Here is a 16,329-nt window from a genome sequence, read left to right on the forward strand (position 1 = left end):
CCTCCGGTGGGTGGCGACGCCGGGGCGCACGGCCGCTGAACGATCCACTTGACGTGCCGTGGCACAATATCGGTTCAGAGGAAGCTGGTTGCCCGATGTCTTATCTTGTTCTCGCCCGCAAGTGGCGCCCGAAGCGTTTTGCCGAACTCGTAGGCCAGGAACACGTGGTCCGCGCGCTCAGTAACGCGCTCGACAGTGGGCGTGTGCACCACGCATTCCTGTTCACCGGCACCCGCGGCGTGGGCAAGACCACAATCGCGCGCATTTTCGCCAAATCGCTGAACTGCGAGACCGGCACCAGTGCCGATCCGTGCGGCCAGTGCCCGGCCTGCCTGGATATCGACGCCGGCCGCTACATCGACCTGCTGGAAATCGACGCCGCGTCCAACACCGGCGTGGACGATGTGCGCGAGGTGATCGAGAACGCCCAGTACATGCCCTCGCGCGGCAAGTTCAAGGTCTATCTGATCGACGAAGTGCACATGCTCTCCAAGGCGGCGTTCAATGCGCTGCTGAAGACGCTGGAAGAGCCGCCCGAGCACGTGAAGTTCCTGCTGGCCACCACCGACCCGCAGAAGCTGCCGGTGACCGTGCTGTCGCGCTGCCTGCAGTTCAATCTCAAGCGGCTGGACGAAGACCAGATCCAGGGCCAAATGACCCGGATCCTGGCCGCCGAGCAGATCGAATCGGATCCATCGGCGATCGTGCAGCTGTCCAAGGCCGCCGACGGCTCGCTGCGCGACGGTCTGTCGCTGCTCGATCAGGCCATTGCCTATGCCGGCGGCGCGCTGCGCGAGGACGTGGTGCGTACCATGCTCGGCACGGTCGATCGCACCCAGGTCGGCGCGATGCTGCAGTCGCTGGCCGACGGCGATGGCGCGCGCCTGATGCAGGTGGTCGCCGCGCTGGCCGAGTTCTCGCCCGACTGGAGCGGCGTGCTGGAGGCGCTGGCCGAGGCCTTGCATCGCATCCAGGTGCAGCAGTTGGTGCCGTCGGTGGCATTCGTCGGTGATGGCATCGACCCGACCGCCTATGCCGCGCAGCTGCGGCCGGAAGTGGTGCAGCTGTGGTACCAGATGGCGCTCAACGGCCGTCGCGATCTGTATCTGGCGCCGAGTCCGCGCGCCGGTTTCGAGATGGCGGTGCTGCGCATGCTGGCCTTCCGCCCAGCGGCGGCAGTGCCGGCTGGCGGCAGTGACGATGGACGTGGTGCCAGTGCCGGGGGGCATGCGCGTTCTACGGCAACCGGCGTGCAGGCCGCCGCACCGGTGGCAGCCGCGCCCGCACCCGCAGCGGTGGCGAAACCGGCCGACCTGGAGGCCGCGCCTGCTGCCGTGGCTGCGGTCGCCGCGCCGGCGCCGGTCGCTGCTGCGCCCGCTGCGCCCGCGCCTGTCGTGGTGCTGCCCGCTGCGCAAGCATCGACCGATAGCCGCCCATCGACAGCTCCCACGCGCAGCGACGACACGCCGCCCTGGGCGATGGACGATGCGCCGGTGCGCGCCAACGCTGCCCCCGTCGCTGCGGCGACGCCCGTGCTGGCGCCGGAAGCGGCAATGGCGCCACCCGCAGCAGTCGATGCGGCGTTGCCGGCCGCGGTCGCGCCCGAAGCGGCAGTGGCAGTTGCCGCAGCGGCTGAGGTACCTGCATCTGCAGCGGCGGTGCTGTCGATGCCATCGGTTGCCGCACCCTCCATATCGGCACCGGCACAGACAACCGATCCATCGCCCCTGCTCGACAATGGCCACATCGACGATGCCGAGCAGTGGCTGGATCTGGTCACCCGCAGCGGCTTGAACGGCCCCTCGCGACAGCTCGCCGCCAATGCGGCCTTCATCGGCCATCGCGACGGCGTGCTGCGCCTGGCGCTGGCACCGGGCTTCGAATACCTCAATTCCGAGCGTTCCATCGCCAACCTTGCGCAGGCACTCGCGCCCGAGTTGGGAAATACGCCGCGCATCGTCATCGAGACCGGCAACGCCGATGTCGAGACCCTGCACGAGCGGGCCAGTCGCCAGAAAGGCGAGCGCCAGAGCGCGGCCGAAACAGCGTTCATGAACGACCCGAACGTGCAGCAGCTGATTCAGCAGCAAGGCGCGCGGGTCGTCCCCGATTCCATCCGCCCTTACGACGAGTAACGACACATGCGTGGGAACATTGCCCAATTGATGCAGCAGGCGCAGAAGATGCAGGAAAACCTGCAGCGCGCCCAGGAAGAACTGGCCAAGCTGGAAGTCACCGGCACCGCCGGCGGCGGCATGGTCAGCGTGACGCTGACCGGCGCCAAGGAGTGCCGCAAGGTCCGCATCGACCCGAGCATCCTCTCCGACCAGGAAATGGCCGAGGACCTGATCGCCGCCGCCTTCAACGACGCCTCCAACAAGATCGACGCCGAATCCAAGGACCGCATGGGCTCGGCCACTGCCGGCATGCAGCTGCCGCCGGGCATGAAGTTGCCGTTCTGAGCGAGGGGATTCGGGAGTCGGGATTGGGGATTGGCTGGAAGCGAGATCCGCTTCTGCATTTGCGAATCCCAAATCTCCAATTCCCAATCCCGGCCACCCAATGTCCTCTCTTCTCGAACAACTGATCGAGGCCTTCCGGGTATTGCCGGGTGTGGGCCAGAAATCGGCCCAGCGCATGGCCTACCACGTGCTCGAACGCGAGCGCGAGGGTGGCCGCCGCCTGGCCGCGGCGCTGGCCAATGCGGTGGAAAAGGTTGGCCATTGCGTGCAATGCCGCGACTTCACCGAGGCGGAGATCTGCGCGATCTGTGCCAGCAGTAGCCGCGACCGGCAGCAGCTGTGCGTGGTGGAATCGCCGGCAGATCGCCTGGCGATCGAGCACGCCACCGGCTACCGCGGGCTGTACTTCATCCTGCAGGGCCGGCTGTCGCCGCTGGACGGCATCGGCCCGCGCGAGCTGGGCCTGGACCGGCTCGGCGAGCGTCTGGCCACCGGCGAGGTCACCGAAATGATCATCGCCACCAATGCCACCGTGGAAGGCGAGGCAACCGCGCATTACCTGGCGCAGCTTGCCCGCCAGCATGCGGTGCGCCCGAGCCGGCTCGCGCAGGGCATGCCGTTGGGCGGCGAGCTGGAATACGTCGATCGCGGCACCTTGTCGCATGCCTTTGGCACCCGGGGTGAGGTGCTTTGAGGGCGGGGATTGGGGATTCGTAGAAGCGAAAAGCGGAGGCATGCGCGGTAAGCTCTTGCCAATCCCTAATGACCAATCCCCAATCCCCACCCATGACCGACACCATCTTCGGCAAGATCATTCGTCGCGAAATCCCGGCCAACATCGTCTATGAAGACGACGAGGTGCTGGGCTTTCAGGACATCGCACCGCAGGCGCCGGTGCATGTGCTGTTCATTCCCAAGCAGCATGCGATTCCCACGCTGGACGACGTGCCGCCGGAGCAGGCGCTGTTGGTGGGCAGGCTCGCACTCGCTGCAGCATCGTATGCACGCGAGCAGGGGCTGGCGCAGGACGGCTATCGCATCGTGATGAACTGCCGTGAGCATGCCGGCCAGACGGTGTTCCATATCCATCTGCATCTGCTGGCCGGTGCGCCGCTGGGACGGTTCGGCACGCCCTGACCTGGTTGCGCGATCGAGCGCATCAGCGCCTGGTCGCATCGCATAAACAAAAACGCCGCTCCCTGCGAGCGGCGTTTTTGCGTGTCACTGACTCAGCGGTCGATTACCACCAGCCGCGGCCCCAGCCCCAGCCGCCGCCCCAACGCGGGCCCCACGGGTCGCCCCACGGGCCGTACGGGTAGGCCGGCACCACATCCACCTCGCGCACGACCGGCCACAGGTAGACCACGTCGGCATTCACCTTTGGCAGCTTGTAGTCGTACTCGCCGATCTTGGTGGTTTCGTAGCCTTCGATCTTGCCGATGAAGGTCACTTCGCGGCCGGGCTCGAACACGGCCGGGTCGTAGAAGCCCGAGCGGCAGGCCAGGAAGCGGCCATCGCTGGCGTCCACGGCGTTGCGGTCCGGACGGCCACTGGCATTGAGCGGACGCGAGATCAGCTCGAAGCAGGTCTGGCCCTGCCCGGGCTTGGTCTGGATGATCTTGCCGCCCCAGCGCACCGACGTGCCGACCTGGGCGCTGGCGGTGGAATCGCTCGGACTGACCGTAGGGAACTGACCCTGCAGCGGCTTGGGCGCGGTGGCGCAGGCGGCGAGCCCGAGCACGGCGACAATGGGAAGAAGAAAGCGGGTACTCATGAGGAAGCTCCGGTTCGCGGGCGATGCTGCTGCAGATCTTTGAGGAGTGAGGCGCTGTCCGAATCAGCGCCAGCGTAGCGCGCGGCAGCGAAACGTTGGCTGAGTGCCAACAATGCCGGATTCGGGTGTGAACGGGCGACACGTTGCGCCCAGGCGATGGCCGGTTCGTGCGGTTCGCGGGCCAGGCCGAGCTTGCCGTAACGGCGGCCCAGGCGATGCCAGGCGCGCAGCAGCGGGTCGCGTTCACGCTCGCCGCGCGCCAGCAGCCAACCCATCCACGCCAGCGCGCTGACCGCAAACACGCCGAAGATGGCGGCCAGCTGCGAGCTGTCCAGGCGATCGATGCCGAAGGGTTGCAGCAGCCGTTGCTGGCGGTCGGCATCGAAGGACAGCACCAGATCGTTCCAGCCGCGACGCAGCAGGTCACTGACCTGGCCCAGGCTGGCCCACACGCCGAGCTGGGCGAAATTGTTGCCCGCGCCGACCTGCACGCGGTCTTCCAGCGTGTCGTAGATGCGTTCCGGCGCCACCGCAGCGGTGGGGTCCACCCGCACCCAGCCGCGCCCGGCCAACCAGACTTCGGTCCAGGCATGCGCATCCATGCGCCGCACCACCCAGTAATTGCCGAAGCCGTTGTAGGTGCCGCCGGCATACCCGGTGACCACGCGCGCCGGGATGCCGGCCGCGCGCATCAGCACCACGAACGAAGAGCTGAAGTGCTCGCAGAACCCGGCCTTCTGCTGGAACAGGAATTCGTCGACGCTGTTGCGGCCGAGCAGGGGGGTATCCAGGGTGTAGGCGAAGTCGCGGGTGATCCACTGCAGCGCGCGCTGCACCACGGCATCGTCGTTGCTGCCGGCTTCCGCGCGCCATTGCCGTGCCAGCGCGAGCGTGCGTGGATTGAAGCCCGGCGGCAGGGCGAGGGCGCGCTTGCGCAACTGGTCGGGCAGGTCGGTGTCGAAGCGTGCCGGTGGCGCCGATTGCAGCTCCCAGCGGGTCAACGCACTCAATGGCCGCTGCGCGAACAGTTCGTAGTCGGGCGACAGCTCGGTATTGGCCACCGCCTGCGTGGGCAGGTCCAGCGACACCAACTGGCGACGATCGGTGGGCTCGTAGTCCAGGCGATAGCGATAGCGCTGCGGCCCGGCGGTGACCGAGGCGGGTTGGCCGCGGCCGGTCCAGCGCGCGCGCTGCCAGGTCCGGCCATCGAAGTCCCACATCACCGGCCCGCGCCAGTAGCGTTGCTGCGGCGGTGGCGCGTTGCCGGTGAACTGCACGCGCAGCGCCGGGCTGTCGTCGGCCATCAGGTCGATCCATTCGCCCGGCGACATGTTGTCCGACAGGCCCGGCCGCGACAGCGCGCGCTCGGGCACGCCCCACAGCGGCGAGCTCAGGCGCGGCAGCAGCCAGAACGTGGCCAGGGCCAGCGGCACGCCGATGGCGACCAGCTTGCCGATGCCGCGCAACTGCATCCGCAGCGCAGGCGTGGCGGTGCGGTGTTCCTCGTCGGCCAGCCGCTGCATGCTCAGCAGCGCGCTCACCACCGCCAGCAGCGCCAGCCCCATCGTCGCCGGCCCCTGGTCGAGCAGAAATGCCGCAAACGGGGCGAACAACGCAAAGCCGAGCAGGCTGCGCGCATCGCGCAAGGTGCGCAGCTCGGAGGCCTTGATCGCCAGCATCGCGGCCAGCACCGCGCAGCCGGTGTCGCGGCCGAAGCGCATGCCGATCTGCCAGTACACCGCGCCCAGCATTGCCACCACCAGCAACAGCCGCACCGGTGCCATCACGGTGCCGCGCCAGCTCAGCACCCCGACCAGCACGGCGGCCACGGCAATGGTGCCGGCGAGCGGGCCGGGCAGCTGCAACAGCAACGGCGCCAGCGCCAGCCAACTGGTGACCAGCACCCAGGCGCGGCTGGCCTGGGTGATCGGGACGGACGGCTCAGTCATGGGGAAGCAGGGCCAGGGCGCGCAGACACAGGTGATGGTGGGCCGGACCTTGTGCAGGCCCCAGCGGCGGTTGGCCCGGCAACAACAAGCGGTAGCGCCGCCCGTCGCGCTCGGCCAGGTTGACCCAGCTGGCAAGCCGCGCGATGCGGCGCTCGTACGGCAGCGCATTGAGCGTGCGCCAGTCCAGCGTGACTTCGATGCCCAGCGGTTGCTCGTATTCGCGCACCAGCAGGCTGTCGCGGCGTGCCGAGTGCTTCCAGGAAATCGTGCGTGGCGCATCGCCGGCGCGATACGGGCGCAGTTGGTGCAGCTCCTCGCCTTGCGGGTGCAGGCGGGTCTGGTTGGGCGAACCGGCGCCCTCGGGCAATGCCGGCCCCTGTTCCTCGGGCCTGGGATACGCCAGCAGCGGTGTCTCCGGCCAGACCCACGACCAGGCGCGCACCAGCCCCAGCGGCTGGGTGCTGGACAGGCGGATGCGTTCGATGTCCTGCCAGCCGCGCCGCTCGGTGGGCACCGGCAGGTCGACCTCGGCCATATCGTGCTCGAGCAACGCACAGAAGCCGCTGCTGTCCAGGTGATCCAGGCGCAGCCCACGCCGTACGCGGCTGTCGCGGCGTGCCAGCGACACCCGCATGCGCAACGGTTCGCCGGCGACCACCGGTTCGGCCGACACCGCCTCGACGCGCAGTGCCGACAACTGCAGGTGCGCCATGATGCTGCTGGCAATCCCGGCGGTGGCCAGTAGCAGCGCCAGCAGCAGGGCCGGGTTGTTGTTGTAGTTCAAGGCGCCCAGCAGCATCGCCAGCAGCAAGGCGGTGACAAACAGCCCGAAGCGCGTCGGCAGCACGTAGATACGCCGCCGATCCAGCACGATCGGCAAGGCCTCCGCGCCCCGCGGACGCGCCAGCAGGCTGAGTCGGCGACCGATGCCGCGCACGTGCGCACGCACCTGGGTCAGTCCACCGGCACGCTGTGCAGCAGCGCCTTGGCCAGCGCCGGCCCGGACGAGGATTCGGCCTCCGGCACCAGCCGGTGCCCGGCCACCGCCACGAACAACGCCTGCACGTCTTCCGGCAGCACGTGCTCGCGCCCGAGCAGCAGCGCGTAGGCCTTGGCCGCGCGCAGCAGCGCGATGCCGGCACGCGGCGACAGCCCCACGCGCACTCCGGCGTGCTGGCGGCTGCGCAGCAGCAAGGCCTGCACATAGCCGATCAGCGCATCGCTGGTATGGATCTGGCCCACCACCGTGCGCAGCGCCACCACGTCGGCGTCGCTGAGCTGCGGTGCGGCCTGGGCGATCAGTTCGCGCCGATCCACGCCCGACAGCAACGCGCGCTCGGCGTCGGCGCTGGGATAGCCCAGGCTGAGCCGCAGCAGGAAGCGATCCAGTTGCGAGTCCGGCAGCGGAAAGGTGCCGGACAGGTCGACCGGGTTCTGCGTGGCGATCACGAAGAACGGCTCCGGCAACGCATGGGTGACGCCGTCGAGCGTGACCTGCTGTTCGGCCATGGCCTCCAGCAGCGAGCTTTGCGTACGCGGTGGCGCGCGGTTGATTTCGTCGGCCAGCAGCACGTTGGTGAACACCGGGCCGGGATGGAACTGGAACTGGCGCGAGGCGGCGTCGTAGACCGATACGCCCAGCACGTCTGCCGGCAGCAGGTCGGAGGTGAACTGCACGCGCTGGAAGCCCAGCCCCAGGCTGGAGGCCATCGCGTGGGCGAGAGTGGTCTTGCCCAGGCCGGGCAGGTCTTCGATCAGCAGATGGCCGCCGGACAGCAGTGCCACGAACGCCAGGCGCACTTCCTGCGCCTTGCCCAGCAGCAGCGAATTGACCTGGTCCTGTGCGCGCCGCAGCGATTGGCGCAGCGCATCGGTTAGCATTTCCGTGGAACGCAGCGGTGTCGACATCACAATTCCGTAGGTGGAAGAAGAGTGCACAGGGCAATGCAAGGGGACCAACGCGCACATCGCACCTTCGTGATCCTGTGGACACTGGCGACGGCCGTCAAGCTGTTGATCGCCGCGCGGCTGCCGCTGTTCGTCGACGAGGCGTTCTACTGGCAGGAAGGCCAGCATCTGGCCGCCGCGTATTCGGATCTGCCGGGCATGACCGCCTGGCTGGCGCGGCTGGGCGTGGAACTGGGCGGGCATCATCTGCTGGCCCTGCGCCTGCCGTTTCTGGCCATTGCCGCGCTGATTCCCTGGTTGATCGCGCATATCGCCACGCGCTGGTTCGGCTCCACGCTGGGCTGGCAGGCCGGCAGCCTGACCCTGCTGATGCCGCTGTCGGCCACGCTCGGCATCCTGGCGGTGCCGGATGTGCCGATGGCGCTGGCGGCGGTGCTGTGCATGGATGCCGGCGCGCGGCTGCTGCGCGAGGTCGATGCCACCAGTGCGCTCGAGCTCGCCATCGGCCTGGTGATCGGCGCGCTCAGTCATTACCGCTTTGCCGGGGTGATCGGGGTGGGCTGCATCGCGCTGCTGTGCATTCCGCAGGGGCGCGCGGTCATGCGCGACCCGCGCATCTGGATGGCGCTGACGGTGGGTGCGGTGAGCTGGCTGCCGCTGCTGTTCTGGAATACCGAGCATGACGAGGCCGGGCTGCGCTTCCAACTGGTCGACCGGCATCCCTGGCGCTTTCAGATCACCGGGCTGTGGTTCTTGCTGATACAGGCGGTGCTGGTGACCCCGCTGCTGGCCTGGGCGATGCTCAAGGTCGGCCTGGCCGGCACGCGCGCCGGTGGCGGTTCGCGTGCGCAATGGCGGTATTTCGGCCTGCTGGGCGGGATTTCGACCGTGGCGATCTTCGTGCTCGGCTTCTTCAGCGATGCCGAGCGGATCAGCTTCCACTGGCCGCTGCCGGGCTACCTGGCCTTGCTGGTGGCGGTGCCGGTGATCCTGATGCGTTGGCCGCATACGCTGCGTCGCGCGGCCTGGGCGATTGCGCTGCTCGGCACCCTGGGTGCGTACGGCTATTACCTGGCCGTGTCGGTGCCCTCGATTCGCGCGCATGCGGCCGGCGAAAAATACTATCCGCGCAACTTTGCCGGGTGGAAGGACCTGGCGCGCGCGGTCAAGCTCCGGCTTGCGCAGATGCCGCCGGGCACGCGCGTGCTGGCGGAAAACTTCAAGGTCGGTGCCGAGCTTGGCTTTCAACTGCACGATGCCAACGTGGAAGTGCTGCGCGCGGAGTTGAACGACAAGCACGGGCGCAGCGCGCAGTTGCAGCAGTGGGGGCTGCTCAGCGACGGCACGCGCGCCGGGCCGCGGCTGCTGGTGCTCTCGCCCAGCGATCAGCGGTATCGCGACCTGTTGAAGCGCTACCACGACATCTGCGAGATGGTCGGGCCGCTGCCGCCGCCCACCGTGGTGTCCACCGATCACGGCTACCAGCGCTTCCTGCTGTTTGCGCTGCCGGCGCAACGCCAGCCCGGGCCGTGCATCGCTCCGGCGATGGCCTGGATCGACACGCCGCTGCCGGACGTGCGCGTGGCCGGGCAGGTGCAGGTGCGCGGCTGGGCATTCAAGGACGGCGTCGGGCTGTCGCAGGTGGAGCTGCTGCTGGACGGGCGCCCGGTCGCGCAGGCCGAGTACGGCACGCCGCTGGATGTGCGCCCGTACTGGAAGATCTCCACCGACCCGCAGCACCCCAACGTCGGTTTCAACGCCACCTTCGACACGCATGCGCTGCCGCCGGGCACGCATTGGCTGGGACTGCGCCTGCATGGCCACGACGGCAGCGTCGAGGACTGGTGGGAACAGCCCATCACCGTTTCCGCACCTTAGATCACGCAATGACCGACGCCATGACTGTTGTCTCTCCCGTGCCTGTGCCCGGGATCCGAATCGCCGTGCTGGTGCCCTGCCATAACGAGGCGGCGACGGTCGCCTCGGTGGTCGCTGCGTTTGCCGCTGCCCTGCCGGGCGCGGCAATCCATGTGCTGGACAACAATTCCAGCGATGCCACCGCGACGATCGCCGCAGCGGCAGGCGCGCAGGTGTGCCGCGTGGCGCTGCAGGGCAAGGGCAATGTGGTGCGGCGTGGATTTGCCGATGTGGAAGCGGACATCTATGTGCTGGTCGATGGCGATGCGACTTACGATGCGGCCGCCGCACCGGCGCTGGTGCGCAAGCTGATCGACGAGCGCCTGGACATGGTGGTCGGCGCGCGCCGCGAGCAGCAGCAGGCCGCGTATCGGCCCGGTCATCGCGTCGGCAACGTGTTGCTGACGCGGTGCGCGGGGCTGCTGTTCGGCCGCAGTTTCGACGACATGCTGTCCGGCTATCGGGTGTTCTCGCGGCGCTATGTCAAATCCTTCGCTGCGCATGCGCAGGGATTCGAAACCGAAACCGAACTGGCCGTGCACGCATTGCAGTTGCGCATGCCGGTGGCCGAGGTCGAAACCGCCTACGGTGTGCGCCCGGAGGGCTCGCAAAGCAAGTTGAATACCTGGCGCGATGGCTGGCGCATCCTCACCACCATCGCCAAGTTGTTCAAGGCCGAGCGGCCGTTGTTGTTCTTCTCCATCGGCTTTGTGCTTAGCGCCACGTTGTCGATCGTGCTGGCGATTCCATTGTTCGAAACCTATTTCCAGACCGGGCTGGTGCCGCGGTTTCCCACGGCGATCCTGTGCGTGGCGCTGATGCTGCTGGGTTTCCTGTTGCTGGCGTGCGGGCTGATCCTGGATACGGTCACGCGCGGACGCGTCGAGGCCAAGCATCTGGCGTATCTGGCCGAGCCGGGCGTCGCCACTGTTGTCGCTGCGCGTGCACCTAGAGCCGCCCGCTGATGGCAGCCATCGCGACATCGACGCCGGTGGGCCGGCGACAGCGGCTGTTGGGCTGGGCCGATCGCCGTTTCGGCTTTCATTCACCACGCCAGATCGCCGCGGCGGTGACGGCGGTCGTGCTGCTGGGTGCGCTGCTGTCGCTTGGGCTGGGCCAGGACGCCAACTGGGACCTGCGCAACTACCACCTCTATATCGGCGATGCCTGGGCGCACGACCGGCTGGGCGTGGATCTGGCGCCGGCGCAGATGCAGAGTTACTTCAGCCCATTGCTCGATGTGCTGCATGCCTGGCTGATGCTGCAGCTTCCCGGGCCGGTGGCCGGGCTGCTGCTGGGCGGCTTGCATGCGCTGGTGTTCGTTCCGGTGGCGGCAGTGGCATGGCGCGTATTGGCCGGGCAAACGCAGCGCGCGCAGGGGGCACCGCTGCTTGCAGTGGCCGGCATGTGCAGCGCGGTGTTTCTGTCCGAGCTCGGCGGCACCATGGGCGACACCGCTAGCGCGATCCCGGTGCTGGCGCCGCTGGCGCTGGTGTTGTCGGCGCAGGCGCGGGCGCGGCAGGGCGCGCATGCGGTGCATCGATGGGCCATCGCCGGCGCACTGATCGGCCTGGCCGTCTCGCTCAAGCTCACCAATGCGCTCTACGCGTTGGCGCTGGTGCCGGCGGTCCTGTGCGATGGCGGGCGCCTGCGCTCCCGCGTGCTGGGCCTTGGTGTGCTTTCCGGCGTTGCGGCGCTGGTGTTGGTGCTGGTGGCCGGGCCCTGGTATTGGCAGGTCTGGCAACACCTGGGCAATCCGCTGTTTCCGCAGTTCAACGGAGTCTTCAAATCGCCGCTGGCGCAGCCGGTGTCGATCGCCGATGTGCGGTGGTTGCCACGCAATCTCGGCGAGCAGCTGATCTGGCCGCTGCTGTTTACCTTCAAGCCGCAGCGGATCGGCGATCTCGGTCTGGTGCAGGCCGGTTGGGCGGTGCTGTATGCGGTGACGCTGGTCGCTGCAGGGCGCGGGTTGCTGCGTCGGCCGGTGCGACAGGTCGGGCTGGATCGCTCGGCCGTGGTCCTGCTGGTGTTCTTCGGCGTTGCGTACGCGCTGTGGCAGGCCATTTTCAGCATCCATCGCTATCTGGTGGTGCTGGAGCTGCTTGCGCCGTTGGTGCTCTGGATCGTGTGCCGGCATGCATTTGCCACACAAGCCGATCGCAAGGCGGCCTGGTTGATCGGGCTATGTGCCCTGGTCGCGGTGGCCGGGTGGAAGGATTGGGGGCATGAAGCCTGGGCGCGCGACAGCTTCCAGGTGCAGCAACCGGCGATGGGCGAACCTGCCGCCTCCACGGTGTTGCTGGTCGGCGACGAGCCGCAATCCTGGCGGGTGCCGCTGCTTCCGCGGCAGGCGCGTTATATCGGTGTGGCGACGAATATCGCCGAGACCGACCAGTACCGGCAGCGCGTGCGCACGCTGATTGCCGAGCGGCCGCAGCTCTACGCCATGCTGGGCGCGGCGCGCGACAAGCAGCAGCTGCGGATCGACCGGATGAATCGCTGGGCGCAGCAACTGGGCTGGAGCGTGCAACCGCAATGCACGCGCCTACGCTGGTTGATCGCGCGCGGACTGCGTGCCGAACTGGATGCATCGCAGCCGGGCCGCTGTGTACTCCACGTTGCCAAGGGCAGGGCGCTGGACATCGCCGCCGCCGACCGTGCCGTGCGCGAGGCCGCGCAGCAGCGCCTGGCCGCGTATGGGCTGACGCTGGACCCTGCGCGTTGCCGCACGCTGTCCTCGCGCGTGGGGCAGGCTGATTATCCGTATCAGTTCTGTGAGTTGACTCGGCCCGGTTAGGGCTGCGTGCCTGGGTGCAGGGATTGGGGGTTGGGGATTCGAGATTCGAGATCGGGGAGTTTTGCTCGTGCCCGATCTTTTCCGTGCGTGCGCGGCCTTCACTCCTGGTCGCACGGCAATTCTTACGGAATCTCGAACCCCGCCTGGCGCAGCAGCCGTGCCAGCGCGATCAGCGGCAGACCGACCAGGGCAGTGGGGTCCTGCGAGCGAATGGCGTCGAACAGGCTGATCCCGAAGCCCTCGCACTTGAAGCTGCCGGCGCAATCCAGCGCTGGCTCGGCGGCCAGGTAGCGGTCGATTTCGGCGGGCATCAGCGGGCGCAGCTGCACCTCGGTCAGGTCCAGCGCGTGCGCGGTGCGGCCAGGGCCGACCAGGCTCACTGCCGTATGGAAGCGCACCACGCGGCCGGACATCGCGGTCAGCTGCGCATGCGCCCGCTCCAGCGTGCCTGGTTTGCCCAGGGCCAGGCCATCCAGGTCGGCGACCTGGTCCGAACCGATCACCCAGGCGTCGGGCGCCTGCGCAGCCACCGCTGCTGCCTTTTCGGCAGCCAGCCGGCTGGCCAGCGCGTCCGGGCGCTCCCCAGGCTGCGCCTGCTCGTCGACCTCCGGCCGGGCGGTGCTGAACTCCAGGCGCAGCCGGCCGAGCAGCTCGCGTCGATAGACAGAGGTGGAGGCAAGAATCAGGCGTGGCATCATGGGGCGCTGCACAGGACGGGCAGGGAAGTCTGCCAGCGTTGGCGCCTTGCGAGGCGCGTGAATAGGGGTATTTGACAGGGCGTCGGCGGGTCTTTAACATTCTGCGGCTTATGTCCGCGAACGTACCCGAAATGCTGGATGCTTGGCGGATGGTCGTAGCGCGCAGGCGCTTCGATGGCCGCATCCCGCTCTCTGCGATGACCCGCCTGCAAGGGAGCTTGGTCGATACCGAGGGCGAGTGTGTCTATTCGCTCCAATTCGATCATGACGACCTGTTGAAGGTCGCCTATGTCGAACTCAGTGTCGATGTCGAGCTTCCGCTGGCCTGCCAGCGCAGCCTGCAGCGTTTTCTGTATCCGGTGCAAATCAGACAGCGTCTTGGTTTGATCCGTGACGAAGCCGACGAAGCTGCGTTGCCGGCCGAGTACGAGGCCTTGCTGGTGCCGGAAGATGGCATGCTGCGGGCCGCGGATCTGGTCGAGGACGAACTGGTGCTGTCGATACCGGTGGTGCCGATGGCGCCGGGTAGCGAAGCCGTCGAGGCCGAGTGGGTTCCGACCCAGGAAGAGCAAGACAAGGCCAGTCCGTTCGCGGCACTGGCAGCGTTCAAAAAACAGTAACCGCCGCTGTGAAGGGCGGAAAGACAGGTCGGCGCGGGCGTGAAGCGTCCTGTTCGACTCGACAGACAAGTTATCGAACTTAAGTTGGAGCAATCCCATGGCTGTGCAGAAATCCCGAGTTACCCCGTCGCGTCGCGGCCAGCGTCGTTCGCACGATGCCCTGACCGCCAAGCAGCTGTCGACCGATCCGACCAGCGGCGAAATCCATCTGCGCCACCACATCACCGCTGACGGTTACTACCGTGGCAAGAAGGTGATTGCGACCAAGTCGTCGGCCGTCCAAGAAGATTGATTCGTGGCACCCGGCGCGTTCGACGCCACCGGGTGACCCTCGCTTCTTCCGGAGCCGCCGACCACCGCGGCTCTTGCAACAGGGAACAGTATGAGCAAGCGGATCTATTCCAGAATCGCGGGCACGGGTAGCTATTTGCCCGAAAAGGTGTTGACCAACGACGACATGTCCAAGATCGTCGACACCAGCGATGAATGGATCTTCTCGCGCACTGGTATCCGTGAGCGTCACATCGTCGCCGACGACCAGACCACCAGCGACCTGGCGTATTTCGCCTCGCTGAAGGCGATGGAAGCGGCCGGCGTCACCGCCGACGAGCTCGATCTGATCGTCGTCGGCACCACCACTCCGGACTTGATCTTCCCGTCCACTGCCTGCCTGTTGCAGGCGCGGCTGGGCAATGTCGGGTGTGGCGCGATGGACGTCAACGCCGCCTGCTCGGGCTTTGTCTACGCGCTCAGCGTGGCCGACAAGTTCGTGCGCAGCGGCGACGCCAAGACCGTGCTGGTGGTGGGCGCAGAAACCCTGACCCGTATCGTCGACTGGACCGACCGCACCACCTGCGTGCTGTTCGGCGATGGCGCTGGCGCGGTCGTGCTCAAGGCCGACGAAGACACCGGCATCCTCAGCACCCATCTGCATGCCGATGGCAGCAAGAAAGAGCTGCTGTGGGATCCGGTCGGCGTGTCGGTGGGCTTCGGCGAAGGCAAGAACGGCGGCGGCGCCTTGCTGATGAAGGGCAACGACGTATTCAAGTACGCGGTCAAGGCGCTGGATTCGGTGGTCGACGAGACCCTGGCCGCCAATGGCTACGACAAGCACGACCTGGACTGGCTGATCCCGCACCAGGCCAACCTGCGCATCATCGAGGCCACCGCCAAGCGGCTGGATCTGCCGATGGAGCAGGTGGTCGTCACCGTGGATCGCCACGGCAATACCTCCTCGGCCTCGGTGCCGCTGGCACTGGACGAAGCGGTACGCTCCGGCCGCGTGCAGCGGGGTCAATTGCTGCTGCTGGAAGCGTTCGGTGGTGGATTTACCTGGGGCTCGGCGCTGCTGCGCTACTGAGTTCCGCAGGCAGCGCCGCGTCCGCCGGCGATGCCTGACAGCGTCAGGGACGGACCCGTTATGGCAGAACCCATCGTCATCGCCGGACAGCGCGTCTGGCTGAAGCAGTACCGCCGCGACAGCCGGGCGGTCTCGCTCGGAGCACTCAACTTCGTCGCCCGCCGCTGGGGCCTGGACGCCTTGCGCCCACCGCCGCACCGTGGCGGCGATGCCGCGCGCGATCTGGAAGCGCGCCGGCTCGGCGAACTGCAGGCGCAGGCGGTGAATGTGCCGCGCGTGGTCGGTTGCGGGCAGGCGGTCCTGGTGCTCAGCGACAACGGCCGTTCCTTTGCCAGCTGCCTGCGCGAGGCCGACGCGCCCGAGCGCGACCGCCTGATCGCGCTGGCGGTGGCGGCCATTGCCGCTGCCCATCGCGATGGCGCGTATTTCGGCCAGCCGCTTCCGCGCAACATGACCTTCGACGGGCAGGCGGTCGGCTTCATCGATTTCGAAGAAGACCCGCTGGAAGTGATGGACCTGGCCCAGGCCCAGGCGCGCGACTGGCTGGTGTTCGGCTACGGCGTGGCCAAGTACTACCGCGGCCGCCGCGAGGTGCTGCAGCGGTTGATGACGGGCGCCTTCGATGCGGCCGGCCCGGCGGTGGCGGCGCATGCGCACGTGGTGACCGGGCGCCTGCAGCGGTTTGCGCAGCTCACCGGTCGCCTGGGGCGCTCGGCCGGGGCGCTGGCGCGCGCCATCCTGGCCATCCACGCGGCGACCTCCCTGGCCGTGGTGCTGGTACTGGTGATGTGCGTGGACTGGCTCGCCGATGGCGAAATGGACCTGCTCAACGCCTTGCTGTAAG

General features: G+C 67.8%; 16 protein-coding genes. 11 read left to right on the plus strand and 5 right to left on the minus strand.

What is annotated here, in order from left to right; all coding sequences use genetic code 11:
* Positions 1-95 precede the first annotated feature (95 nt).
* The 4 genes from dnaX to AC1KVE_RS08240 all read left to right on the plus strand — a co-directional run bounded on the left by dnaX (position 96) and on the right by AC1KVE_RS08240 (position 3,599).
* Entirely contained in the window at positions 96-2,135 is a 2,040-nt protein-coding gene (dnaX, locus tag AC1KVE_RS08225) for a DNA polymerase III subunit gamma/tau (RefSeq protein ID WP_184455190.1), read from the plus strand.
* 6 nt (positions 2,136-2,141) lie between these two features.
* Positions 2,142-2,462, plus strand: a complete 321-nt coding sequence (locus tag AC1KVE_RS08230; protein ID WP_005913896.1) for a YbaB/EbfC family nucleoid-associated protein — start codon at positions 2,142-2,144, stop codon at positions 2,460-2,462.
* 100 nt (positions 2,463-2,562) lie between these two features.
* A complete protein-coding gene (gene recR, locus AC1KVE_RS08235; protein ID WP_016902529.1) occupies positions 2,563-3,156 on the plus strand; it encodes a recombination mediator RecR in 594 nt (197 codons plus the stop codon).
* A 92-nt stretch (positions 3,157-3,248) separates the two neighbouring features.
* Entirely contained in the window at positions 3,249-3,599 is a 351-nt protein-coding gene (locus AC1KVE_RS08240) for a histidine triad nucleotide-binding protein (protein ID WP_016902528.1), read from the plus strand.
* Between the two features lie 103 nt (positions 3,600-3,702).
* Here the strand turns inward: AC1KVE_RS08240 and AC1KVE_RS08245 are convergent, their stop codons facing one another.
* Genes AC1KVE_RS08245 through AC1KVE_RS08260 form a run of 4 tightly spaced genes read right to left on the minus strand, consistent with a single transcriptional unit; the run spans position 3,703 to position 8,093 of the window.
* On the minus strand, positions 3,703-4,236 hold the full coding sequence (locus tag AC1KVE_RS08245) for a Slp family lipoprotein (protein ID WP_024938444.1): 534 nt from the start codon (positions 4,234-4,236) through the stop codon (positions 3,703-3,705).
* Complete coding sequence (locus tag AC1KVE_RS08250; RefSeq protein WP_184455192.1) at positions 4,233-6,185, minus strand: transglutaminase TgpA family protein; 1,953 nt, start codon at positions 6,183-6,185, stop codon at positions 4,233-4,235. Before AC1KVE_RS08250 ends, AC1KVE_RS08245 begins: the two co-directional genes overlap by 4 nt.
* A complete protein-coding gene (locus AC1KVE_RS08255) occupies positions 6,178-7,134 on the minus strand; it encodes a DUF58 domain-containing protein (protein ID WP_184455194.1) in 957 nt (318 codons plus the stop codon). The genes AC1KVE_RS08250 and AC1KVE_RS08255 overlap by 8 nt, the downstream gene beginning before the upstream one ends.
* Before the next feature lie 5 nt (positions 7,135-7,139).
* The gene (locus AC1KVE_RS08260; RefSeq protein WP_016902524.1) at positions 7,140-8,093 is read right to left on the minus strand and encodes an AAA family ATPase; all 954 of its coding nucleotides are present in this window, start codon (positions 8,091-8,093) and stop codon (positions 7,140-7,142) included.
* Between the two features lie 36 nt (positions 8,094-8,129).
* Here AC1KVE_RS08260 and AC1KVE_RS08265 point away from each other — a divergent pair, with 36 nt between their 5' ends.
* The 3 genes from AC1KVE_RS08265 to AC1KVE_RS08275 are packed head-to-tail and all read left to right on the plus strand — an operon-like array spanning position 8,130 to position 12,807.
* The gene (locus AC1KVE_RS08265; RefSeq protein WP_039523897.1) at positions 8,130-9,971 is read left to right on the plus strand and encodes a glycosyltransferase family 39 protein; all 1,842 of its coding nucleotides are present in this window, start codon (positions 8,130-8,132) and stop codon (positions 9,969-9,971) included.
* A gap of 8 nt (positions 9,972-9,979) precedes the next feature.
* Positions 9,980-10,975, plus strand: coding sequence for a glycosyltransferase (locus AC1KVE_RS08270; RefSeq protein ID WP_481092831.1), 996 nt, complete (start codon positions 9,980-9,982; stop codon positions 10,973-10,975).
* The gene (locus AC1KVE_RS08275; protein WP_481092830.1) at positions 10,975-12,807 is read left to right on the plus strand and encodes a hypothetical protein; all 1,833 of its coding nucleotides are present in this window, start codon (positions 10,975-10,977) and stop codon (positions 12,805-12,807) included. The genes AC1KVE_RS08270 and AC1KVE_RS08275 overlap by 1 nt, the downstream gene beginning before the upstream one ends.
* A gap of 122 nt (positions 12,808-12,929) precedes the next feature.
* Here the strand turns inward: AC1KVE_RS08275 and AC1KVE_RS08280 are convergent, their stop codons facing one another.
* Entirely contained in the window at positions 12,930-13,505 is a 576-nt protein-coding gene (locus AC1KVE_RS08280; RefSeq protein WP_054590838.1) for a Maf family protein, read from the minus strand.
* A gap of 110 nt (positions 13,506-13,615) precedes the next feature.
* Between AC1KVE_RS08280 and AC1KVE_RS08285 the strand changes: the two genes are divergently transcribed.
* From AC1KVE_RS08285 to AC1KVE_RS08300, 4 genes are all read left to right on the plus strand, one after another.
* The gene (locus AC1KVE_RS08285; protein ID WP_046341941.1) at positions 13,616-14,125 is read left to right on the plus strand and encodes a YceD family protein; all 510 of its coding nucleotides are present in this window, start codon (positions 13,616-13,618) and stop codon (positions 14,123-14,125) included.
* A 97-nt stretch (positions 14,126-14,222) separates the two neighbouring features.
* Positions 14,223-14,417 carry a 50S ribosomal protein L32 gene (gene rpmF, locus AC1KVE_RS08290; RefSeq protein ID WP_003483870.1) on the plus strand — a complete coding sequence of 65 codons (195 nt, stop codon included), beginning with the start codon at positions 14,223-14,225 and terminating at the stop codon, positions 14,415-14,417.
* A 90-nt stretch (positions 14,418-14,507) separates the two neighbouring features.
* A complete protein-coding gene (locus AC1KVE_RS08295) occupies positions 14,508-15,485 on the plus strand; it encodes a beta-ketoacyl-ACP synthase III (protein WP_024938452.1) in 978 nt (325 codons plus the stop codon).
* 60 nt (positions 15,486-15,545) lie between these two features.
* Positions 15,546-16,328, plus strand: a complete 783-nt coding sequence (locus tag AC1KVE_RS08300) for a BUD32 family EKC/KEOPS complex subunit (protein WP_104541516.1) — start codon at positions 15,546-15,548, stop codon at positions 16,326-16,328.
* The last annotated feature ends 1 nt before the right edge of the window (position 16,329 follow it).

The organism is Xanthomonas sp. NCPPB 2864, from assembly GCF_056675615.1.

What these genes read in the sequence shown, in the direction of transcription:
- AC1KVE_RS08280 (WP_054590838.1), bottom strand. Translation starts at nt 13,505, where the DNA reads ATGATGCCACGCCTGATTCTTGCCTCCACCTCTGTCTATCGACGCGAG.
- AC1KVE_RS08270 (WP_481092831.1), top strand. Translation starts at nt 9,980, where the DNA reads ATGACCGACGCCATGACTGTTGTCTCTCCCGTGCCTGTGCCCGGGATC.
- dnaX (WP_184455190.1), top strand. Translation starts at nt 96, where the DNA reads ATGTCTTATCTTGTTCTCGCCCGCAAGTGGCGCCCGAAGCGTTTTGCC.
- AC1KVE_RS08230 (WP_005913896.1), top strand. Translation starts at nt 2,142, where the DNA reads ATGCGTGGGAACATTGCCCAATTGATGCAGCAGGCGCAGAAGATGCAG.
- AC1KVE_RS08240 (WP_016902528.1), top strand. Translation starts at nt 3,249, where the DNA reads ATGACCGACACCATCTTCGGCAAGATCATTCGTCGCGAAATCCCGGCC.
- rpmF (WP_003483870.1), top strand. Translation starts at nt 14,223, where the DNA reads ATGGCTGTGCAGAAATCCCGAGTTACCCCGTCGCGTCGCGGCCAGCGT.
- AC1KVE_RS08275 (WP_481092830.1), top strand. Translation starts at nt 10,975, where the DNA reads ATGGCAGCCATCGCGACATCGACGCCGGTGGGCCGGCGACAGCGGCTG.
- AC1KVE_RS08250 (WP_184455192.1), bottom strand. Translation starts at nt 6,185, where the DNA reads ATGACTGAGCCGTCCGTCCCGATCACCCAGGCCAGCCGCGCCTGGGTG.
- AC1KVE_RS08265 (WP_039523897.1), top strand. Translation starts at nt 8,130, where the DNA reads ATGCAAGGGGACCAACGCGCACATCGCACCTTCGTGATCCTGTGGACA.
- recR (WP_016902529.1), top strand. Translation starts at nt 2,563, where the DNA reads ATGTCCTCTCTTCTCGAACAACTGATCGAGGCCTTCCGGGTATTGCCG.
- AC1KVE_RS08285 (WP_046341941.1), top strand. Translation starts at nt 13,616, where the DNA reads ATGTCCGCGAACGTACCCGAAATGCTGGATGCTTGGCGGATGGTCGTA.
- AC1KVE_RS08245 (WP_024938444.1), bottom strand. Translation starts at nt 4,236, where the DNA reads ATGAGTACCCGCTTTCTTCTTCCCATTGTCGCCGTGCTCGGGCTCGCC.
- AC1KVE_RS08260 (WP_016902524.1), bottom strand. Translation starts at nt 8,093, where the DNA reads ATGTCGACACCGCTGCGTTCCACGGAAATGCTAACCGATGCGCTGCGC.
- AC1KVE_RS08295 (WP_024938452.1), top strand. Translation starts at nt 14,508, where the DNA reads ATGAGCAAGCGGATCTATTCCAGAATCGCGGGCACGGGTAGCTATTTG.
- AC1KVE_RS08300 (WP_104541516.1), top strand. Translation starts at nt 15,546, where the DNA reads ATGGCAGAACCCATCGTCATCGCCGGACAGCGCGTCTGGCTGAAGCAG.